Source organism: Marinifilum breve, assembly GCF_003202155.1.
GTDB lineage: Bacteria > Bacteroidota > Bacteroidia > Bacteroidales > Marinifilaceae > Marinifilum > Marinifilum breve.
The window spans coordinates 354,499-371,805 of the sequence record NZ_QFLI01000003.1 but is presented as its reverse complement, the minus strand read 5'-3'; the positions used below and the strand labels follow the sequence as shown (position 1 = coordinate 371,805).

Annotated in this window: 14 protein-coding genes and 2 pseudogenes; 13 read left to right on the top strand and 3 right to left on the bottom strand. The window is 33.6% G+C overall.

Translation table 11 applies throughout. The features are described from left to right. Entirely contained in the window at positions 1-444 is a 444-nt protein-coding gene (locus DF185_RS09265; protein WP_110360457.1) for a hypothetical protein, read from the top strand. A 184-nt stretch (positions 445-628) separates the two neighbouring features. Here the strand turns inward: DF185_RS09265 and DF185_RS24515 are convergent, their stop codons facing one another. The 3 genes and pseudogenes from DF185_RS24515 to DF185_RS24200 form a co-directional block, all read right to left on the bottom strand. Then, positions 629-775 (bottom strand): transposase domain-containing protein, encoded by a 147-nt coding sequence (locus DF185_RS24515; protein ID WP_438830234.1) that lies wholly within the window; start codon positions 773-775, stop codon positions 629-631. A gap of 33 nt (positions 776-808) precedes the next feature. After that, positions 809-1,090 (bottom strand): annotated as a pseudogene (locus DF185_RS24510) (IS66 family transposase); the annotation flags it as partial. A 505-nt stretch (positions 1,091-1,595) separates the two neighbouring features. Further along, positions 1,596-1,850 (bottom strand): annotated as a pseudogene (locus DF185_RS24200) (integrase core domain-containing protein); the annotation flags it as partial. Positions 1,851-2,460: 610 nt separating this feature from the next. On the opposite strand from DF185_RS24200, the gene DF185_RS09245 reads away from it, so the two are divergent. The 12 genes from DF185_RS09245 to DF185_RS09190 all read left to right on the top strand — a co-directional run bounded on the left by DF185_RS09245 (position 2,461) and on the right by DF185_RS09190 (position 17,277). Next, positions 2,461-2,754 (top strand): helix-turn-helix domain-containing protein, encoded by a 294-nt coding sequence (locus DF185_RS09245; RefSeq protein WP_110360453.1) that lies wholly within the window; start codon positions 2,461-2,463, stop codon positions 2,752-2,754. Between the two features lie 22 nt (positions 2,755-2,776). Continuing rightward, a complete protein-coding gene (locus tag DF185_RS09240) occupies positions 2,777-3,109 on the top strand; it encodes a plasmid mobilization protein (protein ID WP_110360452.1) in 333 nt (110 codons plus the stop codon). A gap of 65 nt (positions 3,110-3,174) precedes the next feature. After that, on the top strand, positions 3,175-5,601 hold the full coding sequence (locus DF185_RS09235; RefSeq protein WP_110360451.1) for a DUF3987 domain-containing protein: 2,427 nt from the start codon (positions 3,175-3,177) through the stop codon (positions 5,599-5,601). Between the two features lie 188 nt (positions 5,602-5,789). After that, positions 5,790-6,539: a ParA family protein gene (locus tag DF185_RS09230; RefSeq protein WP_110360450.1), complete on the top strand. Its 750-nt coding sequence runs from the start codon at positions 5,790-5,792 to the stop codon at positions 6,537-6,539. 39 nt (positions 6,540-6,578) lie between these two features. Further along, positions 6,579-6,833, top strand: a complete 255-nt coding sequence (locus DF185_RS09225; RefSeq protein ID WP_110360449.1) for a hypothetical protein — start codon at positions 6,579-6,581, stop codon at positions 6,831-6,833. Between the two features lie 449 nt (positions 6,834-7,282). Then, the gene (locus DF185_RS09220) at positions 7,283-8,803 is read left to right on the top strand and encodes a relaxase/mobilization nuclease domain-containing protein (RefSeq protein ID WP_110360448.1); all 1,521 of its coding nucleotides are present in this window, start codon (positions 7,283-7,285) and stop codon (positions 8,801-8,803) included. Between the two features lie 31 nt (positions 8,804-8,834). Next, positions 8,835-9,143, top strand: a complete 309-nt coding sequence (locus DF185_RS09215) for a hypothetical protein (RefSeq protein WP_110360447.1) — start codon at positions 8,835-8,837, stop codon at positions 9,141-9,143. 88 nt (positions 9,144-9,231) lie between these two features. Continuing rightward, the gene (locus DF185_RS09210; RefSeq protein ID WP_110360446.1) at positions 9,232-9,651 is read left to right on the top strand and encodes a DUF6557 family protein; all 420 of its coding nucleotides are present in this window, start codon (positions 9,232-9,234) and stop codon (positions 9,649-9,651) included. 593 nt (positions 9,652-10,244) lie between these two features. Further along, complete coding sequence (locus DF185_RS09205; RefSeq protein WP_110360445.1) at positions 10,245-11,792, top strand: type I restriction-modification system subunit M; 1,548 nt, start codon at positions 10,245-10,247, stop codon at positions 11,790-11,792. Further along, entirely contained in the window at positions 11,789-12,997 is a 1,209-nt protein-coding gene (locus DF185_RS09200; protein WP_207784611.1) for a restriction endonuclease subunit S, read from the top strand. The genes DF185_RS09205 and DF185_RS09200 overlap by 4 nt, the downstream gene beginning before the upstream one ends. A gap of 1 nt (position 12,998) precedes the next feature. Next, a complete protein-coding gene (locus DF185_RS09195; RefSeq protein WP_110360444.1) occupies positions 12,999-14,150 on the top strand; it encodes an AAA family ATPase in 1,152 nt (383 codons plus the stop codon). A 16-nt stretch (positions 14,151-14,166) separates the two neighbouring features. Beyond that, positions 14,167-17,277, top strand: a complete 3,111-nt coding sequence (locus DF185_RS09190) for a type I restriction endonuclease subunit R (protein ID WP_110360443.1) — start codon at positions 14,167-14,169, stop codon at positions 17,275-17,277. Positions 17,278-17,307 lie beyond the last annotated feature (30 nt).

Genomic DNA, 17,307 nt, shown 5'->3' with positions numbered 1-17,307 from the left:
ATGAAAAAATATACAACAATATTAACTAATATATTAACACTTCTTTTGTGTGTATCATGCGGAAGTGATGACGCCGAATTTGTTCGCTTGGAAGAAATCCCCCAATGGAATGTAAACTCCGCAAAATATCAAAGTTCTATGCAGGTGGTTTGTACAGTAAATAGTGAAAGTTTAAAAATTGGAGATGAAGAAAACGATATGATTGGAGCATTTATTAATGGTGAATGCAGAGGAATTGTAATCAAACCTGTTTCAACAGAAGACAATTTACAATCATTATTTTATCTTGTTATCATGGGAAATCAAGACGATGAAGATGAAAAAGTCGAATTAAAGCTCTTTGATTTTTCTCAAATGCGCTTAGAATTATCGGATACAAACTTAGTTTTTAAAGAAAGTAAAAAAGTAGGTTCTGTTTCTGATCCTTTAAAACTGAATGTATAATTCTAATATTTTATCCCACTAGCGTCCCATTAAAATTGGGACGTTATTAATATTAAAACAAACGTAAGCCTACGGTCTACCCCATATTGCAAGTTCTGACAAATTGCATTTACAACAATGAAATTTGTCAGGATTTATAATTTTACAGAGTTTTCTAAAAAAGATTGGAATTCGTTGTAATATTCTAAACTTTTGCAGATTTTTTCCAATTATGTGACAGCAGATCTGCAAGATCCTTGGAATAATCGCCATTATAAGCAGAGATACGGGTTAATACAGCAGTTAGCCATTCGCGTGAGTTTACGCCACAGGCTTTGCAGCATCCCAGCAATGAATAGATGATGGCAGCATTCTCTGCTGCATCATGATTTCCACAAAAAAGGTAGTTCTTTCTTCCTACAGCCATTGGCCTGATGGCGTTTTCTGCAAGATTGTTGTCTGGCAGGTAACGTCAGTCAAGTTGATAGCGTGACAGTCTACGAAAAAGGGAGTAGGTATAAGAAAGTGCCCTACCCATCCTTCTTTTGGACAATACCTTTGGATAATAGTTGACAATCCACTTTTCAAAAGCACGAAGGATTGGAAGAGCAAGCCTTTTCCTTAGTTCAGCCCTTTGTGAATGACCTCGCTGTCCCTGATTTGTAATCAGGGATCAAGGAGTACAGGATTTGCAATCCGAAAAGGCAATGCCATACAATTTTATATTTGCTTGGTGAGCTGAACTCCCAAATTACCAATCTGAATTCATAAATGAGTATTCTGAAATGCTAAGTCAGCAGCTTGTAATTCAATATGAGTAATCTGAAATGATTAATCAAGAGGATGAAATCACAAAATAACATTCGCAAATGGCAAAATATAATTCTGAAATGATACTTTAATTAGAAGAAGTGACACAATGGCATTTAGAAATTATTTCTCACCATCCTGAAATGACACAGTAGCAGGTTAAATAGACTCGAGAAGAGCTTACCTCCTAATTTTCTGAAAAATTTGATTGTACTTCTGATGTATTCAATATATGCAGGAACGAAGAACCATGCATCCAATTTTTTATCCATTACATCGTCTGTTGCAGGGCATTTACCAGCTCTTTATAGTTTTTGTTAGGCAATTAACTTTGCTTTAAAGATGGAATCCATTACCTTCTTTTAGGAAGCTACCTTCCGGTTTATACTTCTTCTTCTCTTCATGGTTTCGTTTTTGATAATTGATCTTTGCTGCAACCGTACCCAATCTCTGTCATAGTAGACATCAGAGAGAGCAAGCTTGTTTAGGGATTCATGATACCTTTCATGATTGTAATAATCCACAAATTCTTTAATCCTGTCTCTCAGCTCATCGGGATAATAGTAGTTGTCCAACTTTACGATGTTTTTCATCGTTCGGTGATAGCACTCGACCTTTCCCTGCTCTTGCTAGCTTCAAGGAAATTTTAGCTTCATTTTTAGTATAGATTAGCATTGATGCCTTCCTGCCGACAAAGCTTTGCGATACTTGATTTACCCCTCAGGCCGTAGATGATGATGCAGATTTTTTCTTCAGCGGAATACTTCTTGCGTGAGTGCCGCCTTATTTCTTTTTCATTTTCCAGACAATTATTGGTGATGAAAAGTTAAGAAATTCATCTCTTAACTTTTATACCGATCTGTCCAAATTAGGCTGAAAACTTATAATTTACTAGACTTTCTCTCTTCTCAGATTTCATCAAATTATTGCTTTTTCTAACTAATTGTATCAAAAATGACGTTTTATAGTCAATTACTGTTTTTAATGTCTATCATTTAAGGTTAAAAATTTATCATTTACCTATCCTTTTCATGAATTTATAACTATATGAAAATCATTTTGAAATTTTTTAGAAGATATTAGTGGGTTGATAATCAGTGTATGGTTGTTGTGTTGTCATTTTCATTTTGAAGTTTTCATTTCTCCCTCTTTTAGAATATCCACATATTGCAAGGAGTGTTCTTGTAGTGTGAATTAAGATAAAATTATCATTTTAAATTTAAGAATATGGCTAAGATGTTTATTCCAACAAAAGAGGATTGGAGCGCATTTGAAAAACGCATTTTAAAAAAAATCGAAGAGAAAATTGAGCAAACAGGAAAGAGTGATGTACGAATTTATACTAGTAAAGATCTTGAGAAATTGCTAAAGATTAGTCCTAATACAATAAAGAGGTTCAGAGAAGAGGGCTTATCCTTTATTCGTATTTCCGGCGGAGAGTATAGATACGAGGCAAAAGATCTTTTGATTTTTTTAAATAAACATAAATATAATCATTTAGCAGGTTTACTTGATGATTAATAGAAAAGTTTAATTGCAGTTTATGGCTCGTCCAAGAAAAATATATGAAGATTTACGCCTTTATCAGGTTAGTGTAAGACTTACCAAAAAAGAGAATGAGATAGCGCGAGAACAGGCAGAACTGGCAAGTCAGTCGGTTGCCAATTGGCTCAGAAATTCTGCTTTTAGTAAAAAACAGTATGAAGTTACAACGACTCCTATGCATAAAGCCTACTACAGACAACTTACAGGAGTAGCAAATAACATCAACCAAATAACTAAGAAGCTAAATCAGAATAAATACTCAAAAATTTCAGCAGAGATTCAGGAGGTGAGAGAGCTTCTTTTAAAAATCTATAATCTATTCCAAAAGTAAAATTCAGAAACAAAAAAAAGGTGGGATGCAGCCCACCTAGTATTTAATATTTAATTCATTTTATAATGAAAAATAGTAATTCGTATTCTTCACATAGCGAAGATAATGAAAATCTTATTGATGTAGAAATATGCCATCAGAAGGAATCAAAAACCATTAGTTTTTTTAAAAGACCAATTCAAAACATTAAGTCAAATCAATTTATAAGTATTCGAGATGTTTATAAGCTAATTAAAAAGCCAAATTACGAGGAAATAACTAGCATGCTTCGAAAAATTAAAGATCCTGCAGAAGCACGAAATTTTAAAGCTTCACAATTTGATTATGTGTGTTTTTCCGGTGTTTTTGAGAAAAGATCAAGTGAATCCATAATTGAATATTCTGGATTGTTAGTTATTGATCTTGACCATTTAAATGATGTTAAGGCAATAAAAGATCTACTATGTCAAGATGCAAATATTGAAACGGTTCTATTATTTACTTCTCCTTCCGGGGATGGTTTGAAATGGGTAGTAAGAATTGATTTGGAAAAAGCTACTCATAATGAATACTTTATTGGGATTCGAAATTACTTGAAGTCCACTTATGGTATTGAAATTGATGGAAGTGGGAAAGATATAGCGAGAGCTTGTTTTCTGCCACATGATGACGATGTGTTTTTTAATTCAGATGAGACCACTCTGAAGAATTTCGATCCAGGTAAATGGCAAGATCAATTTAAGGGTAAAATTATTGAATATGATTTTTATAGCACCAATAATGATGTTGAAAAGTTAATTGATACATTGGAATCATCTTCAATGGATATTACACAAGGTTATGACAATTGGCGAACAATAGCATTTGCACTAATTGATCGTTTTGGTGAAGGAGGTAGAAAATATTTTCATCGAATTAGTCGGCTTCATAGTGAATATATAGCAGAGGATTGCGACTTAAATTTTGATAAATTCTTACATTCTAAAGGCACAGGGATCTCAATAAAATCATTGTTTTGGCTGGCAAAAAATCATGGTGTTACTATTAGTAATAGTTCTTTAAATGTTTCAAAAAAGGATAAAAGATCTTCTTTTAATGAATTAGTACCGAAATCATTTCCTATAGATGTTTTTCCTAAAACTATAGCAGAATTTGTAAGAAAATCAGCAGAGTCAATTAATTGTCCTGAGGAATTTATTGCAGTTCCTATGTTGTCGTGTTTTGCAATGGCTATGTCTAATAAACGTGTTGTGGAGTTAAAAAAAGATTGGCGAGAGTTTGCAATTTTTTATGCAGCAATTGTTTCCAGACCAGGAACTAAAAAATCTCCTGCTTTAAATAAGGGTACACTTCCATTAAGGAAACTTCAGGATGAATTTTCAGCTCAGTACCTAAAGGATAAGGAGAAATATGAGAAGGAAAATGAAGAGTTTGAAAAGGAATTTCAGAATTGGAAATCGTTAGCTAAATCGGAACGGCTAAATGTTGAACTACCAATAAAACCAAAAGAGCCAAGCTTAAAGCAATTAATGACCTCAGATGCTACAATGGAAGCAATCACTGAGATGATGATTAATAATCACTCAGGAGTGTTGTGTTATATGGATGAATTGGCAGGATGGATAAAAGGAATGAATCAGTATAAATCTGGAGGAGGAAATGAGCTTGAAATGTGGTTGAAACTGTGGAGTGCTATATTTCAAATCATAAATCGAAAGGGTAAAGAACCTGTTTTTGCAAAGAATCCTTTTGTTAATGTATTGGGAGGGATTCAGCCTGAGGTATTAGACATCTTTACAGGAAAAGATAATGGTTTGATTGATAGAATATTATTTTCTTTTCCTGATGAAATTGCTCCTATGATTACTGATATTGAAGTTCCTAAAGAGCTAGATGACAAATTAATAAGTGTTTTTAATAGATTATACAGTGCTCATTTTACAAGAGATGAGTATCCAAATGAACCTCAGGTTACAAAATTCACTCCAGAAGCTTATAGCGAATTTAAAGATTACGTGAACAACAAAATCTATAAAGAGATGATGTCATTTGAAATGCCGTACTACTTAAGAGGTGCATGGGCTAAATTTCCAGGGTATATTGCTCGATTTGCTTTAGTTATACAAGGAATGCATTTTGGTGAGGAGCGTAAAGCTTTAGAACAAATCGACTTGGATAGCTTAAATAAAGCAATTGAATTAACTGAGTATTTTATGGAGAATGCCAAAAAGGTTTATGCTAGATTAAATTCCAGCAAAACGGATAGAAAGATTGAATTGGCAGAAAGATGGATTAATCGGAATGGAGGTAAAGCAAGTTTGAGGGATATATACAATAATAAAGTAGCTGGATGTAAAAATATGAAGCAGGCTAAATCTTTGTTTGAAGAAATGGTTAGTCGTGAACTTGGGGTTATGAATGAACACTGTCCTAAAGGAGCAAGAGCAACTATTATTTTCGTATTAGATGATAAGGTCAGCAATCCCAGGGAAAAGAACTATAACTTCTATTAAATCAATTTGTTGCGAGGGTTGTTTTTGCTCAGCAAACCAGTCAGCAATCGTGTAATAAAAATGAGAGAAAACTAGTGATTGCTGACTGGTTTGCTGAGTGTGTGATTTAACTGTAACTATCTAATAATAAAAAACAAGTAGGCATTTCGTTGAGTTTGCTGACTAACTATTCAATTAAAAAGAAAAAAATGACAAAAATATTATCAATTATTAATCAAAAAGGAGGGGTTGGAAAAACAACTACCTCTTGTTCTTTGGCAGCTGCTTTAAGTTTAAATGATTTTAAAGTACTGGCTGTAGATCTTGATCCACAATGCAACTTATCTCAATCTTTGGGTGTGAGAAGTCATGATGAGAATATTTATAAACTAATTAAGGGAGATTGTGATTTTAATCCAGTTTCTATTAATGAGAATCTTGATTTATTGCCGTCATCCTTGGATTTAAGTGCATTTGAGGTTGAGATGTCTAACGAGCCAGGAAGAGAATACCTATTAAAGGAAATTTTGCAGAAAATAGGTTTGAAATACGATTATATTTTAATTGATTGTTCTCCTTCCTTGGGTTTAATTTCCATCAATGCACTTGTTGCTTCTAATTCATTTCTGGTTCCTGTTCTACCACATCATTTAAGTATACAGGGTTTGAGTAAATTAATTGAAGTAACAGAGAAAATTAAGTTGAGATTAAATGAAAAACTTGAACTGGAGGGAATTCTTTTAACTCAATTTAACCAAAGAAAAGTTCTACATAAAGATACAGAGAAAGTAATAAGAAATCATTTTGGAGACAAGCTATATACAACAAAGATCCGTGAGAATATTTCATTAGCAGAAGCACCCAGTTTGGGAGTAGATATTTTCTGTTATCAACTAACCAGTAATGGAGCAATTGATTACCTAAACCTTTGTAATGAAATTTTGGAGAAGGAAAATTAGGTCCAGTAATACAATTCAAATTTCAGTTAATATTAAAGTATGGTAAAGAAAAAAGATTTTACGGGTGGAATTGATGGATTACTTCGACCTAGTGCAAAAAAAACAGTTAAAGAAAAAACTGATAAAGAGAAGTCGGTGAAAGCTACATATTACTATAATCAGGATCAACTGCAGAAAATAAAGGCAATAGCTTTTTATGATAGAAAACCAATTGGAAAGGTCATTAGTGAGGCTCTGGATTCCTATATTGAATCTTATCCTGACCTGAAAAAAGCAATAAAAATCCTAAAATAATTCTGGAGTCTGAGCCAAGATTTACTTTTTCAATGTTGTGTATATACTGTTGTTATGCTGCGTGTATACTGTTATAATACTGTGTCTATGCTGTGTTAATGCTGCTTTTTACATTTCATTTCTAGATTTTGGTGTTAAATATTGTATTACAAGCTGTGCATTTGCTGTGTAGATGCTGTGTAAATACTGTATGAATTCTGTGCAAATGCTGTGTCTATGCTGTATGAATTCTGTGCAAATGCTGTGTCTATGCTGTGTTTATACTGTTACAATATTGTGTTAGTATATTAAAATAATATTCAATAGACAGTTTTGGAAGGTAGCAAGATGTGTTTTCCGTATCTCAAAACTCCGTTTTGAAATCTGGAACCATTCGCAAGTCTCATTAACTCTTGTTTTTTATCAAAAATAAATTGCTCGGTACACCTTGCAATTTTTAAAAATGGAATATGATAGGAAGAATAACCACAGGAAAAGATATTAAGGGATTGCTAGAGTATCTATTTAAAGATGACTCTGAAATACTTCAGAAGACAGTCTTAAGTGATGGAGTTGATAGAATTACTTGGGAGTTTAATATGTTATCACAATGTAATCCAAGAATAGAAAAACCGATCAAGCATTTTGTTCTCTCTTTTGCAAAGAGTGATGAAGAAAAACTAGATAATGAAAAACTAATAGAAATTGCAGATAAATATCTTGAAGATATGGGGTACATGAAGAATCAGTATGTAATGGTAAGGCATAATGATACGGAAAGACTGCATGTACATATTGCAGTAAATAGAATAGGCCTAGATGTCAAATGCGTTGCTGATAGTTTTGAAAAAGTAAGAAGTAGAAATATTTTAAGACAGTTGGAAAAACAATATGACCTGGAGCAAACTGCGGAAGTTGGAAAAGGAAAAGAAATGTTACTCTTATCATCAGAATCATTTTTTGAAAATGGTTCAAAAAATGAAAAATATATTTTAAACAATGAGCTTACCAAGCAAGGAAAATCAAACTTAGCCAAGACTGTTTTTCGAACATTAAAATCTGAAAAGTCTACGAATTTTGAGGACTTTAAAAATTCATTAATGAAGAAAAATATTGGCTTAGAATTTAAAAATAGTGGAAAAGTGATCTGCTTTGAGTTTAAAGGAATTAATGTTAATGGAGGAGAGCTTTATAAGAAGTTGAGCAAATACAATATTGAGCAAGAGTTTCGGGCTAATATTCTATCGGATCTTAGAAATTGCCTTAAGGAATCATTAAATCGAAATTACAAAGGGCGTGATGATTTTTTTGAAGCAATTGAAAAAATGGGAATATTGATTCGAATGAATAAATCAAAGAATGGCTATTCATTTTTGTATAAAGGAGAATCATTTAAAGCTAGTGTTGTTGATAGAAAAATTACACTGTCAAAGATTAATGATACCATAGAGATCTCCAATAAAGAAAATGCAAAGGACTATATTTTTGAGGTAATCAAGAAATTTGAAAAGAATCGGACTTTGATTGATTTTAATGAATTTATAAAAGACAATGGAATTGTCTTTTATAATGGCAATGATAAAGAATCAAAGTTCTTGTATAATGAAATAGAGGTAAAGGAGAGCGAATTAAGAGGTGTTAATATGTCGAAAATTCTTTCAACACATAAACTTAAAGGTATAATTACAGAAGCAATTGAGTATTCAACCAGTTTAGATGATTTTATTGATTATTTAAATGAAAAATCTATTAAGGTTGAGATTGGGGATGAAAAGCTGCTTTATCAATTTGGAGGATTTGAGATTGATGCTGGAAAAGAAAGTTTAACTGATTTTATTGAATCAAGATTCGCACAGAATTTACCAGAAATTCAAAATGATAAAATCCAGAATAAATCTATACCAATAAATACTGGTAGTGTTGATTTAGGTGAAAAATCTGATGAAGAAGAGGAAGAAATAAAAAGAAGAAATAAGGGAATGGAGATTTGATACTCTCATAATAAGAAGTTAAATTTAGTTCATGGTAAGAAATTTAGTAAGTCAATACTATCCAGCAGATGATAATGAGAAGGAGCTGATGAAGCAGTCTCCAGCATGGAAGAAAATAGAAGATTATATAGCTGATGAATTTGAATTGGAGGCAATTCTATTTACTGATTCATATGAACTGGAACAAATGAAAATAAGAGCGTTTGCTACATATCAATATGAAATTACAAGATCTGTAACAAGTGGAGAACAAGGTGTTCAAGGGATGGAATATGCTTGGGCAGAAATGAAAGGTATTTGTAATTCTTTTTTTTATGGTATTCTTAAAAACAAAAATTAGTGTCCTTTCTTAGATAAATTTAGCAGTGAAGATTTTAATGGGGTTTCTGTGTGTTTAAAAAAGATGTGAAATTTAAATCATTCGTAGAATGAATCTAAAAGATTTAATAGTAAAATATAAATGGGGTGAAGTTCGAACAGCTTTGTGCAATTTGTACACAGATTCAAATCGTAATATAGAAGGTTATAAGCTAGTTTTTGAGAAACTTAAGATCATAGAACATCAAGAAAGTGAGTATGAGATTGTCGTACAGAATATGGATGATAATGGACAAAAATATGTTCATGTTAATGCTCGAAGTTTGTCTGAAAAAGAATCAGATAGTTCTCCTATGACTTATAGTTTGATGTTAACACCTTGGAATGAATGGGCAGGTATGGCTGTTAATTCTGAAAGTCTTGAAAATTTTTCGGAAGTTGATGTTATTGCTCATTGTATATGGGAAATGACTTTTAGTGGTTTTGATGAAGAGGAGATTAGGAAAATGGATGAAGGGTTGAACAGGTAAAGTGTGGTGTTATTTAGAATCTTTTGTATGTATTATAGATTTAACAGCCTTGTGATAATAAAAGAGTCAGACTTAGAGTTTGACTCTTTTTATTTGGTATAAATTGGAAGTTTTGTAAAGCTGGTATGTATGGTATATATTGTAAAACTGGTATGTATGGCTAGTATGATTTTTATGGTTGCACCATAAATTATACTGTCTTGTTAGAATGAAATTGTAGCTTTTTAAGAAGATTAAGTGGTAAGTGAAAATCAATTTTGGGAGATGATTGATATGAGAAATTTATAACATTGGTGTTTTTCTAACTGCTTATAATGAGGTGTTTATATGAGGTGTGATAGTGGGGGGTGGTATTGTGAAATAATATCTATATAGACTTGAATAATTTGCTTTTTATCAAATCGCATAAATTATTATTTAATTTTACATGTTAGTTTAGCCTTATCTATACTTCATTAAATTATGGTTTTTTTATTCCTATATTTGACATGTCATACAATATTTGTGCATATATCCTTTTGGATATATGCACAATTATGATACGAGAATTAGTGAAATTCTAATAATTAGGAATAACGATTTAAAAAGATATAATGACAAGTACGATACAAAGAGCCGAACTACAAGCTCAAATATGGAAGATAGCGAATGATGTTCGCGGCTCTGTTGATGGATGGGATTTCAAACAATTTGTTTTAGGAACTCTCTTCTATCGCTTTATAAGTGAAAATTTCATCAACTATATTGAAGCAGGAGATGATAGCATCAATTATGCTTCTTTATCAGATGATATTATTACTCCTGAAATAAAAGAGGACGCCGTAAAGACTAAGGGGTACTTTATCTACCCTAGTCAGCTTTTTGTTAATATAGCAAAGAATGCAAATGATAATAAAAATCTGAACACGGATTTAGCAGCTATTTTCTCTGCTATTGAGAGTTCAGCCAATGGTTATGCATCAGAGGATGATATTAAAGGATTATTTGCCGATTTCGATACTACAAGTAATCGTTTAGGAAATACAGTGGAGGAAAAAAACAACCGTTTGGCTGCTGTAATCAAAGGAGTAGAAGATTTAAAGCAAGGTAAGTTCGAAGATAATGAGATAGATCTTTTTGGTGATGCTTACGAGTTTTTGATTTCCAATTACGCTGCCAATGCAGGAAAATCGGGAGGAGAGTTTTTCACGCCTCAAAATGTATCTAAGTTGATTGCAAAACTGGCCATGCACAAACAAAAGGCGGTAAATAAAATTTATGACCCTGCTGCCGGTTCAGGTTCTCTTTTGCTACAGGCGAAGAAACACTTTGATGATCATATCATTCAAGATGGCTTTTTTGGTCAGGAGATCAATCATACCACCTATAACTTGGCACGTATGAATATGTTTTTGCACAACATCAACTACGATAAGTTTAATATTCAGCTTGGCAATACGTTAACAGATCCTCAATTATGGGATGACAAACCTTTTGATGCCATTGTTTCTAATCCGCCCTACTCGGTAAAATGGATTGGTAGCGATGATCCAACTCTTATTAATGATGATCGCTTTGCTCCTGCGGGCGTGTTAGCTCCTAAATCGAAGGCAGATTTTGCCTTTGTTCTTCATGCATTGAGTTATCTATCGGGTAAAGGTCGTGCAGCTATTGTTTGTTTTCCTGGTATATTCTATCGAGGTGGAGCAGAACAAAAGATTAGAAAGTACTTGGTAGATAATAATTTTGTAGAGACTGTTATCTCCTTAGCACCAAATTTATTCTTTGGTACTTCTATAGCGGTGAATATTCTTGTTCTTTCCAAAAGTAAAAAAGAAAACACCACCCAGTTTATTGATGCTAGTGGTGAAAATTTCTTTAAAAAAGAGATCAATAACAATGTTCTTACTGACGATCATATCGATGATATCATGGAGGTGTTCGATAGTAAGAAGGATATAGAATATGTTGCATCAAACGTAGACAATACTACAATAGCCGAAAATGACTACAATTTATCGGTAAGCTCCTATGTTGAAGCTAAAGATACTCGCGAAGTGATTGACATTGAAAAGTTGAATAAAGAGATTGCTGCTACTGTGAGTAAAATTGATGCGCTTCGTGTGGATATTGATGCTATTGTAAAGGAGATTGAGGTATGAGTTATATAGAGAAATTGTTAGAGGGGGTTGAGGTTGAGTGGAAAAGTTTAGGGGATGTTGTAGATATTAATACAGGACAAAAACCATCAAATATTGTTGAAGAACCAACGTGTTTTGACTATATCAATGCAGGAACAACTAGGTCGGGCTATTGCCATAGTTGTAACTGTGATGGAGACACTGTTACAACTCCTTCCAGAGGGCAAGGAGGTATAGGTTATGTAGGATATCAAACTAATTCCTTTTGGTTAGGACCTTTATGTTACAAGCTAAAATCAATAGATGAATCTAGATTGATTAACAAATACCTATTCTATTTTCTTCAATCTGAAAATCAATTAATTTTAGGCCTAAAAAAAGAGGGGGGAGTGCCAGCTGTCAATAAGTCAGACTTGTCTAAACTCCAAATTCCGATCCCTTGCCCAGAAGACCACAAAAAATCGTTAAAAATACAACAAGAAATAGTTCGTATTCTTGATACATTTACAGAGCTAACAGCAGAGCTAACAGCAGAGCTAACAGCAGAGCTAACAGCCCGTAAAAAGCAGTATAGTTATTATCGTGATCAGTTATTGACTTTCGAAGAAGGAGAAGTCGAGTGGAAAAAGCTAGACGAGGTTGGTGAGTTAGTTCGTGGTAATGGATTACCAAAATCAGACTTTACTGAAAAGGGAATTCCAGCTATACACTATGGTCAGATATATACTCACTACGGGACACATACACAAGAGACTATTTCTTTTGTCTCTCCCGAGACAGCTAAGAAATTAAAAAAAGTCAACACAGGCGATGTAATTGTAACTAACACAAGCGAAAACCTTGAGGATGTTGGAAAATCTGTTGTTTATCTTGGTAAAGAACCAGCCGTTACTGGTGGGCATGCTACTATTTTTAAGCCTAATTCCCATATTATAGGTAAGTTTTTTGCCTATTATACTCAGACGACTATGTTTGCAAAAAAGAAAAGGAAATATGCTAAAGGAGCTAAAGTGATTGATGTTTCAGCAAAGGATTTAGCAAAAATTATATTCCCTATTCCACCAATAGAAGAACAAAAACGCATCGTCTCCATTCTCGACAAATTCGACACCATAACCAGCTCCATTAGTGAAGGATTACCGAAAGAGATAGAGTTAAGAAAAAAGCAGTATGAATATTATAGAGATCTATTACTAACATTCCCTAAAAAAGAAATAGAGGCATAGTATGGGGCAGACATTAACAGAAATAGCACGAGAACTACAAGGTAGCGACAAAAAAGTACAATTAATCTACGCATTTAATGGAGTGGGTAAAACTCGATTATCACGTGAGTTTAAGGAATTAATTGCTCCCAAAGTAATTGAGGAAGGAGAATCAGAAGAGTTGAGGGTTAAAGTGTTATATTATAATGCTTTTACGGAAGATCTCTTCTTCTGGGATAACGATTTGGATTCGGACACTAATAGAAAACTTATTGTTCGACCAAATAATTTTACTAATTGGGTGCTTGTTGAGCAGGGACAGGAAAACAATATTATTAGTAATTTTCAACACTATACAAGTCCATCTTTAATACCAACCTTTAATTCTGACTATTCAGAGGTAGAATTTTCAATTAACCGTGGTAACGCTGCAAGTATAGAGAATGTTAAAATTTCAAAAGGTGAAGAAAGCAACTTTATTTGGAGTGTTTTCTTTAGCTTTTTAGAATTAATTGTTGAAAATTTAAATGAGGAGGAAGGTGAGCGACAAACTAATCAATTTGATGATTTAGAATATATTTTCATTGACGATCCTGTGAGTTCACTGGATGACACACATTTAATTGAATTGGCAGTTAATATAGCAGTATTGATAAAATCAAGTTATTTTGATTGGTCTACCAAGTCTGGATTGAAGTTTGTTATAACGACCCATAATCCATTATTCTATAATGTGCTATTCAACGAATTTAATAATCCTGATAGTAGTACTGGATTTAAGGTAAAACATTCCACAAAAAAGCGTTTAGAAAAATTAAATGACGGAACTTTTTCTCTTTTGGATCAACCTAATGATTCTCCTTTTTCTTATCACCTTTTACTTTTATCTGAAATTGAAAGAGCAATTGAAGAAGATGCCATTCAAAAGTATCACTATAACTTCCTTCGTAACATATTAGAAAAAACCTCAACATTTCTTGGTTATAATAAATGGAGAGACCTTTTACCTCAAGAATCCCGAGAGGCATATTATAACCGTATTATTAATCTTTCTAGTCATGGAAAATTTTCAGGAGAGGAAGCTTCTGTGATAGAAGATAATGATAAAAGAGTGTTGAGTTACCTAGTTCGTGAGTTAAAAAGAGAGTATGGCTTCAATTCATTAGTTAACTAAAGAATAAAGGAAGAATATGGAAGCATATAAAACCATAGCTGAAACAAAGAACTTCATTGTTCTGGATAAGTATACCAAGTTCTCGGAAGCACATGAGCCGCCTACTCAATATCAGACTGAAGCTGATCTTGAGCGAGAGCTTATCAATGATTTGAGCAATCAGGGCTATGATTACCTGCCAAAAATTACCAACCAGGAAACAATGCTTGCCAATGTAAAAGAACAGCTACAGACTCTCAACAATATGGAGTTTTCTGATGAAGAATGGTCTCGTTTTGTGGAAGAATATTTGGATAAACCGGGTGAGAATTTCATTGATAAAACAAGGAAGTTGCATGATGACTACATCTACGATTTTGTATTTGACGATGGGCATATTCAAAACATCTACCTGGTAGATAAGGAGAAGATTGCACGCAATAAGGTACAGGTCATATCTCAGTTTGAGCAAAAAGGCACACAGGCAAATCGTTATGATGTTACCATTTTGGTAAATGGTTTACCATTGGTTCAAGTAGAATTAAAAAAGCGAGGTGTTGCCATTCGTGAGGCTTTTAATCAGGTACACCGTTACAGTAAAGAGAGCTTTAATAGTAAGAACTCCCTTTTTAAATACTTGCAGGTTTTTGTAATCTCTAACGGTACCGATAGCAGATATTTTGCCAATACGGTAAAGAGGAACAAAAATAGTTTTGATTTTACAATGAATTGGGCAAAGTCTGATAACAGCCTGATTAAAGATTTGAAAGACTTTACTGTTACCTTTTTTCAAAAGCATACCCTTTTAAAGGTACTTCTTACTTATTCCGTTTTTGATGTGAGTGATACGCTTCTTATTATGAGACCCTATCAAATTGCAGCTACCGAACGAATTTTGTGGAAAATAAGAAGCTCTTACGAAGCAAAAAGTCATTCAAAACCTGAAGGTGGTGGTTATATTTGGCATACCACCGGATCGGGAAAGACCTTAACAAGTTTTAAAGCGGCACGACTAGCCACAGAGCTTGAGTTTGTTGATAAAGTCTTTTTTGTGGTAGACCGTAAGGATCTAGACTTTCAGACCATGAAAGAGTATCAGCGATTCTCTCCCAATAGTGTGAATGGATCGGAAAGTACATCGGGTTTGAAACGAAATATTGATAAGGATGATAATAAGATCATTGTTACCACGATTCAGAAACTAAATAATCTCATGAAAAGTGAGAATGGTCTTTCCATTTACGATAAGCAAGTGGTGTTTATTTTTGATGAAGCACACCGTTCTCAATTTGGTGAGGCACAAAAGAACCTGAAAAAAAAATTTAAGAAATACTATCAGTTTGGTTTTACTGGTACTCCAATATTTGCAGGTTATAATGCTCTGGGAGCTGAAGATACTGCTTCTGTTTTCGGGCATGAATTACATTCATATGTAATTACGGATGCGATTAGAGATGAGAAAGTATTGAAGTTTAAGGTTGATTACAATGATGTACGCCCTCATTTTAAAGCTATTGAAAAAGAACAGGACGAGAAGAAGTTGAGTGCAGCAGAAAATAAAAAAGCTTTGCTTCATCCTGCACGTATCAAAGAAATATCTGAATACATTTTACGAAACTTTAAGTTGAAAACTCATCGCCTGCAGGGGAGAGGAAAAGGCTTTAATGCAATGTTTGCGGTTAATTGTGTTGATGCTGCAAAATGCTACTATGAAGAAATACGTAAGTTACAAATCGGGAGTGATCAACCTTTGAAGATTGCAACCATCTTTTCCTTTGCTGCTAATGAAGAGCAAAGTGCAAAAGGTGAGATTCCTGACGAGAACTTTGAACCTTCTGCAATGGATGCAAGTGCGAAAGAGTTTCTGACTGCTGCAATCAATGATTATAATGGGATGTTTAAAACCAGTTTTGGAGTTGATAGTAAAGAGTTCCAAAACTACTATCGTGACCTTGCCAAAAGAGTAAAGAGTAAAGAGGTTGACCTTCTGATAGTGGTTGGAATGTTTCTTACTGGTTTTGATGCACCTACACTAAACACACTTTTTGTAGATAAGAACCTACGATATCATGGCTTAATGCAAGCATTTTCACGTACCAATCGTATTTATGATGCTACCAAAACCTTTGGTAATATTGTTACATTTAGAGATCTGGAAACAGCTACAGTTGATGCGATTACCCTTTTTGGTGATAGTAACACGAAAAATGTTGTCATTGAAAAGAGCTATAAGGAGTATTTGGAAGGCTTTGATGATATTGCAAGTGGAGAAGCTCGTCGTGGATATAATGATGTAGTAAAGGAGTTAAATGAGAAATTTCCTAATCCGGATGAGATTGTCAAAGAAAAAGATAAAAAAGAGTTTACTAAGCTTTTTGGTGAATATCTTCGTCTTGAAAATACTCTTCAAAACTATGATGAATTTACCAGCTTAAAAGCTATCCAAAATCTTGATATGGATAATCCCAAAGCTGTTGAAGAGTTCAAGGCTGCTCACTATGTAACTGATGAAGATATTGCTGCAATGCAAGATATTGAAGTGCCAGAAGAGCGGACTATTCAGGATTACCGATCGACCTATAATGATATTCGTGATTGGTTTCGTCGTGAAAAGAGAGGGAAAGATGCTGAAGAGTCAGACATTGACTGGGATGATGTTGTTTTTGAGGTAGATCTTCTAAAATCTCAAGAGATTGACCTTGACTATATTCTAGAGTTGATTTTTGAGCATAATAAGAAGACCAAAGACAGAGATGCCTTAGTTGAAGAAGTACGTCGCATGATTAGAGCCAGTATTGGAAACCGTGCGAAAGAGAGTTTGGTTGTCGATTTTATAAATAATACAGACCTTGATACATTTCAGGATAAAGTCAGCATTATTGATGCTTTCTATGGCTTTGCACAGAAAAAGCAACAGAGTGAAGTTTCTGAACTTATTGTCGTTGAAAACCTTAATGAAGAGGCTGCAAAACGATACATTGCAACTTCATTGCGACGAGAATATGCGAGTGAAAATGGTACTGAACTCAATGAACTTCTACCAAAAATGAGTCCATTGAATCCACAATACTTAACAAAGAAGCAGAGTGTTTTCCAAAAAATTGCCTCTTTTGTTGAGAAGTTTAAGGGTGTGGGAGGTCAGATTTAAATTATCAAAAAACAATTGAATTTTTATATA

Bases quoted from the DNA above. Each gene is read 5' to 3' on its own strand.
- DF185_RS09230 (WP_110360450.1), top strand. From the start codon at position 5,790: ATGACAAAAATATTATCAATTATTAATCAAAAAGGAGGGGTTGGAAAA.
- DF185_RS09240 (WP_110360452.1), top strand. From the start codon at position 2,777: ATGGCTCGTCCAAGAAAAATATATGAAGATTTACGCCTTTATCAGGTT.
- DF185_RS09265 (WP_110360457.1), top strand. From the start codon at position 1: ATGAAAAAATATACAACAATATTAACTAATATATTAACACTTCTTTTG.
- DF185_RS09220 (WP_110360448.1), top strand. From the start codon at position 7,283: ATGATAGGAAGAATAACCACAGGAAAAGATATTAAGGGATTGCTAGAG.
- DF185_RS09210 (WP_110360446.1), top strand. From the start codon at position 9,232: ATGAATCTAAAAGATTTAATAGTAAAATATAAATGGGGTGAAGTTCGA.
- DF185_RS09235 (WP_110360451.1), top strand. From the start codon at position 3,175: ATGAAAAATAGTAATTCGTATTCTTCACATAGCGAAGATAATGAAAAT.
- DF185_RS09245 (WP_110360453.1), top strand. From the start codon at position 2,461: ATGGCTAAGATGTTTATTCCAACAAAAGAGGATTGGAGCGCATTTGAA.
- DF185_RS09215 (WP_110360447.1), top strand. From the start codon at position 8,835: ATGGTAAGAAATTTAGTAAGTCAATACTATCCAGCAGATGATAATGAG.
- DF185_RS09195 (WP_110360444.1), top strand. From the start codon at position 12,999: ATGGGGCAGACATTAACAGAAATAGCACGAGAACTACAAGGTAGCGAC.
- DF185_RS09200 (WP_207784611.1), top strand. From the start codon at position 11,789: ATGAGTTATATAGAGAAATTGTTAGAGGGGGTTGAGGTTGAGTGGAAA.
- DF185_RS09205 (WP_110360445.1), top strand. From the start codon at position 10,245: ATGACAAGTACGATACAAAGAGCCGAACTACAAGCTCAAATATGGAAG.
- DF185_RS09190 (WP_110360443.1), top strand. From the start codon at position 14,167: ATGGAAGCATATAAAACCATAGCTGAAACAAAGAACTTCATTGTTCTG.
- DF185_RS09225 (WP_110360449.1), top strand. From the start codon at position 6,579: ATGGTAAAGAAAAAAGATTTTACGGGTGGAATTGATGGATTACTTCGA.